General features: G+C 44.0%; 1 protein-coding gene. It reads right to left on the bottom strand.

The window, feature by feature from the left end; translation table 11 throughout:
* Positions 1 to 463, bottom strand: a 463-nt coding sequence (locus AC1DWA_RS33275; protein ID WP_477917730.1) for an aldehyde dehydrogenase family protein, incomplete at its 3' end; no start/stop codon positions are given.
* Positions 464 to 496: the final 33 nt, after the last annotated feature.

Here is a 496-nt window from a genome sequence, read left to right as displayed (position 1 = left end):
CTTCTGTATCAAACGGAATTACACACAGTACAGGACCAAAAATTTCTTCTTGTGCAATGGTCATCTTATTATCAACATCTGCAAAAATAGTGGGACGGATAAAATACCCGTGCTCATTATCTCCACTCATATCGCGCTCGCCGCCCGCTGCTAGCGTAGCCCCTTCACGTATACCGCTCTCGATATAGTGTAAGATTGACTGCATATGAGATTCAGAGACTTGGGCACCTTGATCTGAATCAGGATCAAAAGGACTGCCGCACTTGTAGCTATTTGCATAATCTGCTAACTTATCAACTACCTGCTCGTAAATGTCACGCTGTACTAACAAGCGAGTAGGCGCTGAGCATTTTTCTCCTTTATGTGTAAACAAGCCGTAAAAAGAACGTTCAATCGCAGCATCCAAATCGGGTGCATCGCTAAAGATGATATTTGGTGATTTCCCTCCAAGCTCTAGGGTCACAGGCTTCAAATTAGAGTCCGCAGAATCATGAAC

It is taken from the genome of Rhodococcus sp. P4_F3_2 (genome assembly GCF_056401335.1).
This window is presented reverse-complemented; position numbering and strand designations above follow the sequence as displayed.